This window comes from Dolichospermum sp. LEGE 00246, from assembly GCF_015207865.1.
Classification (GTDB): domain Bacteria; phylum Cyanobacteriota; class Cyanobacteriia; order Cyanobacteriales; family Nostocaceae; genus Dolichospermum; species Dolichospermum heterosporum.
In genome coordinates this window covers 1-4,854 of the sequence record NZ_JADEWA010000420.1, presented here as the reverse complement: position 1 = coordinate 4,854, position 4,854 = coordinate 1, and the positions used below count along the sequence as shown (strand labels likewise).

4 protein-coding genes and 1 pseudogene are annotated in these 4,854 nt (G+C 40.3%); 1 reads left to right on the top strand and 4 read right to left on the bottom strand.

Annotation, left to right across the window (positions count from 1 at the left end; all coding sequences use genetic code 11):
- Positions 1-118: 118 nt before the first annotated feature.
- The 4 genes and pseudogenes from IQ228_RS21240 to IQ228_RS21225 all read right to left on the bottom strand — a co-directional run.
- Positions 119-319: pseudogene (locus tag IQ228_RS21240) on the bottom strand (type II toxin-antitoxin system HicA family toxin); the annotation flags it as partial.
- Between the two features lie 13 nt (positions 320-332).
- Positions 333-1,118, bottom strand: coding sequence for an ABC transporter ATP-binding protein (locus IQ228_RS21235; protein WP_193964335.1), 786 nt, complete (start codon positions 1,116-1,118; stop codon positions 333-335).
- Positions 1,119-1,207: 89 nt separating this feature from the next.
- Entirely contained in the window at positions 1,208-1,777 is a 570-nt protein-coding gene (locus tag IQ228_RS21230; protein WP_027402978.1) for a Uma2 family endonuclease, read from the bottom strand.
- A gap of 56 nt (positions 1,778-1,833) precedes the next feature.
- The gene (locus tag IQ228_RS21225; protein WP_027402979.1) at positions 1,834-2,967 is read right to left on the bottom strand and encodes a branched-chain amino acid ABC transporter permease; all 1,134 of its coding nucleotides are present in this window, start codon (positions 2,965-2,967) and stop codon (positions 1,834-1,836) included.
- A 182-nt stretch (positions 2,968-3,149) separates the two neighbouring features.
- Here IQ228_RS21225 and IQ228_RS21220 point away from each other — a divergent pair, with 182 nt between their 5' ends.
- Positions 3,150-4,736 (top strand): glucose-6-phosphate isomerase, encoded by a 1,587-nt coding sequence (locus IQ228_RS21220; protein ID WP_027402980.1) that lies wholly within the window; start codon positions 3,150-3,152, stop codon positions 4,734-4,736.
- The last annotated feature ends 118 nt before the right edge of the window (positions 4,737-4,854 follow it).

Sequence of the window (4,854 nt, the reverse complement as noted above, 5' to 3'; positions counted from 1 at the left end):
AGAGGGTGTTTGAGAAGTTTTTAATGTATAAACAAACCCCTCTCCAAACCTCTCCCCGAAGCGGGGAGAGGCTTTGAAAACCCCCTTCCCTCGTAGGGAAGGGGGCAGGGGGGTTAGGTTTTTGGAGATTATCGGTTTCATCTAATACTTTTAAAACATCCTCTAAATATTGTTTAGCATCACTACCATCTTTACCAGCAATGATAATAGCTTTAGATAATTTTGGATGTATCCATTTGCTATGACTTCCCTTTGCCGGTTTATATGTAAAACCGGATTGCAGTAATAAATTTTTCAGTTCTCTAATTTTCTTAGGCATATCTAATATAATATCATTGTCCCAAATATGCTTCTAAAACTTTGGTATTATTTTGGATTTCTGTGGGACTACCAACGGCTAGATTTTGTCCTTCAGCTAATACCCAAACTCGATCACATAAGGACATAATTACGTCCATGTTATGTTCAATAATCAAAAATGTCATGCCGTCGTGACGATTCCAAGCTAGAATGCGATCGCATATGTCATCAATTAATCTGGGATTTACGCCAGCAGCAGGTTCATCTAGCAATATTAACTTAGGATTAGTCATCAATGCCCGACCGATTTCTAAAAGTTTCCGCTGTCCCCCAGATAAACCACCGGCATAATCAGCGGCTTTTTTTTCTAAGCCTACTGACTCTAACAAAAACATTGCTCGTTCTTTTAGTTGCTTTTCTTCTTTAGCAACAATGTGGGGTTGAAATTGCACTTGCCAAAAATTCTCACCGGTTTGTTTTTGCGCTCCCAAAAGCATATTTTCTAATACTGATAACTTCGACAAAACCCGGGCAACTTGAAAGGTTCTCACTAATCCCTGTTGGGCAATTTGGTATGGTTGTAATTGATGAATAGGTTCACCATCAAAAATCACTCTACCTTTATCGGGACGAATAAAATTAGAGAGTAAATTAAATAAAGTAGTTTTCCCAGCCCCATTGGGACCAATTAACCCAGTAATGCTACCTTTGATAACTTCGATATTCGCTTCCTGAACTGCTTTAATTCCGCCAAAATTTTTAGAAAGTCCAGTTGCAGCTAAAAGAGATAGTTGGGGTGATGCGATATTATTTACCATTATAATTTTCTTCTCAACTTCATTTCTAGGTTTTTTTGTTGGTTTTTAATTATTGTTATGAAATAAAGATTGTCGGATTTGATCAAATTTCATCCCTGTAAAACCTCAGCCACAGTTAACTTTACATCACTAAATAGAGGCGAACAAATCATCTCATCTCCCCTATAAACCTGCTCCTCATAAAAACCCTCCACCCATTCTAAAACCGTCACTTTTTGCCCAATTGGATCAACAATCCAATACTCAGTAATTCCCCGCGCTGCATACTCAGAACGCTTATAACGATAATCACGATTTTCCTGATTTGGACTCACTACCTCAACCACCAGCAAAGGCAGCGGCATATCCATTAAAATCAGCGAGCGTGTAGCCCCCTGCATTACCTGAGCTAATTCTTCAGAAAACACCGTCAAATCAGGAACACGCACCCCCACCTGGCGACTATTCACAGCGATTTCTGTTTTCATACTCAAGCGGTAATAGGGAATACCCAATTGCAGAAAATAGGCAACTAAAAACATTGCTATGCGCCGATTTATCTCACTTTCTAAAGGCATAGGAATTAATTCTCCGTTCTCAAATTCATATAAATTATCTGTCCCATCGTCATAATTAAGAAATTCCTCAAAAGTCATCTTGTTAGCAGTTGCAACTATCATGGCTATTCCTCCCATAAACGGCTCGTATCAACTATTTTAACATCACAAATGCCCAATTATTTACCAAGAGTCAGTTCCTCCTTTTTCCCTAAAATCCCTTGAGGTCGCCAAATCATCAACACCATTAAAAGTAACCCAATAAACATGATCCGAAACGCACCAATCCGTTCTACATCTAGGGGAACAATTTTGGGTAAAAATTCTCTAGTGATAGCATCATAGGTAAAGAAAATAACTGCACCTAAAATAGTTCCCAGATTGTTGCCAGAACCACCTAAAATTACCATAATCCAGGCATCAAAGGTAAGTTGGGGTTGGAAGTTATCGGGGTAAATTGCGCCTAGTTGCCAAGCAAAAAATGCTCCAGCAATCCCCGCAATTGCCCCACCTAACATTAATGATTGGAGTTTATAGGAAAAGACGTTTTTACCTAAGGCTTTGGGAATTTCTTCATCTTCACGAATAGATTTTAGCACTCTTCCCCAAGGCGATCGCACTAAAATTTCCAACCGCCAAAAAACAAAAGCTAAGATTAATAATATGAACAACATTAACCCGGCTTTGGGATTATAATTATATAGTCCAATCACACCAGAAATATAAATTGCAGCAGCTAATAACCCTAAAGCAATTCCGACTATTAACCGAGAAGTAAATTCTTGTTTAAGACTACTATTTCTGACTGTATTATTATTTACAGAAATTTGAGCAGTTCGCACCCAATGCCATAGAGAAAATAATGTGATTCCTGTTAAGAGAGAGAGAACAATAATCATAACCAAGCGGAAAAATAAATTGGGAGTTGTTGATAAAGGGATAACATAACTTTGCACACCGAAAGATCCCGATATCCACGTATTACCTACAGGCAAATTCTGGTTATTGACTATTAATCGAATTAATTCACCTGTACCAATGGTGACAATTGAAAGATAATCTTCGCGTAACCGCAAAGTTGCAAAGCCAATTACTAAACCAAGCATTGCGGCTACAACTGCTCCGATTCCCGCCGATAGCAGTAACGGTACCCCCTTGAGACTTAATAAAACCGTCGTATACGCACCCAAAGTCATGAAAGCAATATGACCAAAGTTAATTAAACCAGTAAAACCCCATTGGAGATTGAGTCCTAGTCCGAACAGGGCGAAGGTGGCGGTAGAAATAGCGAGAAAAATCAGGTATTCGATCATAATTTAGTTACTTGCCATTTGTCATGTTTGAGTTATCAGTTATCAGCCGTTAATGTAACGCAATGTAAACTGAAACCCCTCTATATCCGTTATTCTATTAAAAACTGTATAAGACAAAGCAGGGATCGCCAAAAGCATACATTAAACTTGTGTTTGACCAACACTTTATTTGAGATTTCCCTATGGATTCTAGGGTACTTTGGCAACGATACCAGGACTGGTTGTATTTTCATCCAGGATTAGGACTATATCTAGATATTAGTCGAATGAGGTTTGATGATGCGTTTCTGGCATCATTGCAACCTAAGTTTGACAAAGCGTTTGCGGATATGGTGGAATTAGAAAAAGGGGCGATCGCCAATCCCGACGAAAACCGCATGGTAGGACATTACTGGTTGCGGAATCCAGATTTAGCCCCCACCCCCGAACTCACCCAAGAAATAGTTCAAACCTTAGAACAAATCGAAGCTTTTGCCGACCAGGTACACACCGGGGCAATTCATCCCCCCAAGGAGTGCCGCTTCACGGATATCATTTCCATTGGTATTGGTGGTTCAGCCTTGGGTCCCCAATTTGTCACCCAAGCCCTATCTCCCGACTTACCACCCCTACAAATTCACTTTATAGACAATTCCGACCCCACCGGAATTGATCGGGTTCTTGCCCAACTTGGCGATAAACTAGCCACAACCTTGGTATTAGTCATTTCCAAATCTGGAGGCACACCCGAACCTCGCAACGGCATGATTGAGGTCAAACAAGCCTACACAGCCCAAAAATTAGACTTTGCTAAATATGCAGTCGCTATTACCGGACAAGATAGCAACCTGGATAAAGTCGCCAAAGCTGAAAATTGGTTAGCCCGGTTTTCCATGTACGATTGGGTTGGTGGACGTACCTCAGAAATGTCCGCTGTAGGGCTAGTACCTGCGGCATTACAGGGCATAGATATCCGTGCCATGCTAGATGGTGCAAAAGAAATGGATGATGCCACCCGCGTCCCCAATCTCAAAAACAACCCAGCCGCTTTATTAGCCCTTGCTTGGTATTTCTCTGGAAATGGCAAAGGTGAAAAAGATATGGTAGTCCTCCCCTACAAAGACAGTTTGTTGCTATTTAGCCGCTATTTGCAACAACTCATCATGGAATCTTTGGGTAAAGAAAAAGATTTAGATGGGAAAACTGTATTTCAAGGGATTGCAGTTTATGGCAACAAAGGCTCAACTGATCAACACGCCTATGTGCAACAGTTGCGTGAAGGTGTCCCCAATTTCTTTGCCACCTTAATTGAAGTTTTAGAAGATCGCCAAGGAACATCCGTAGAAGTTGATCCTGGAGTGACTTCTGGTGATTATCTCTGTGGTTTCTTGTTAGGAACTCGTCAAGCATTGTATGAGAATAACCGCGATTCGATTACAGTCAGCATTCCTCAAGTTAATGCTCGCACAGTTGGCGCGTTAATTGCATTATATGAACGGGCTGTGGGTTTATATGCCAGTTTAATAAATGTCAATGCTTATCATCAACCAGGTGTGGAAGCTGGTAAAAAAGCTGCCGCTGTGATTCTCGATTTACAAAAACGAGTTTTAGAAGTGTTGCAAACCCAGAAAAAAGCACTTTCTATTTCTGAACTGGCAGATATGTCCGGTGCTGCTGAAGAAGTAGAAGCAATTTACAAAATTCTCCGTCATTTACACACCAATAATCGGGGTGTAGTATTAACTGGTGATTTTGCTAAACCTGGAAGCTTAACTGTTTCTCTAGGCTAAAAATTTCAGATCCCCGACTGCAATTTAGATCCCCGACTTCTTAAAGAAGTCGGGGATCTGGTTTTTTTGGTTTTTATTTTCAAATTCTGTGGCTATAAATTATCAAAAATATTAAAAC

What these genes read in the sequence shown, in the direction of transcription:
- IQ228_RS21230 (WP_027402978.1), bottom strand. Translation starts at nt 1,777, where the DNA reads ATGATAGTTGCAACTGCTAACAAGATGACTTTTGAGGAATTTCTTAAT.
- IQ228_RS21235 (WP_193964335.1), bottom strand. Translation starts at nt 1,118, where the DNA reads ATGGTAAATAATATCGCATCACCCCAACTATCTCTTTTAGCTGCAACT.
- IQ228_RS21220 (WP_027402980.1), top strand. Translation starts at nt 3,150, where the DNA reads ATGGATTCTAGGGTACTTTGGCAACGATACCAGGACTGGTTGTATTTT.
- IQ228_RS21225 (WP_027402979.1), bottom strand. Translation starts at nt 2,967, where the DNA reads ATGATCGAATACCTGATTTTTCTCGCTATTTCTACCGCCACCTTCGCC.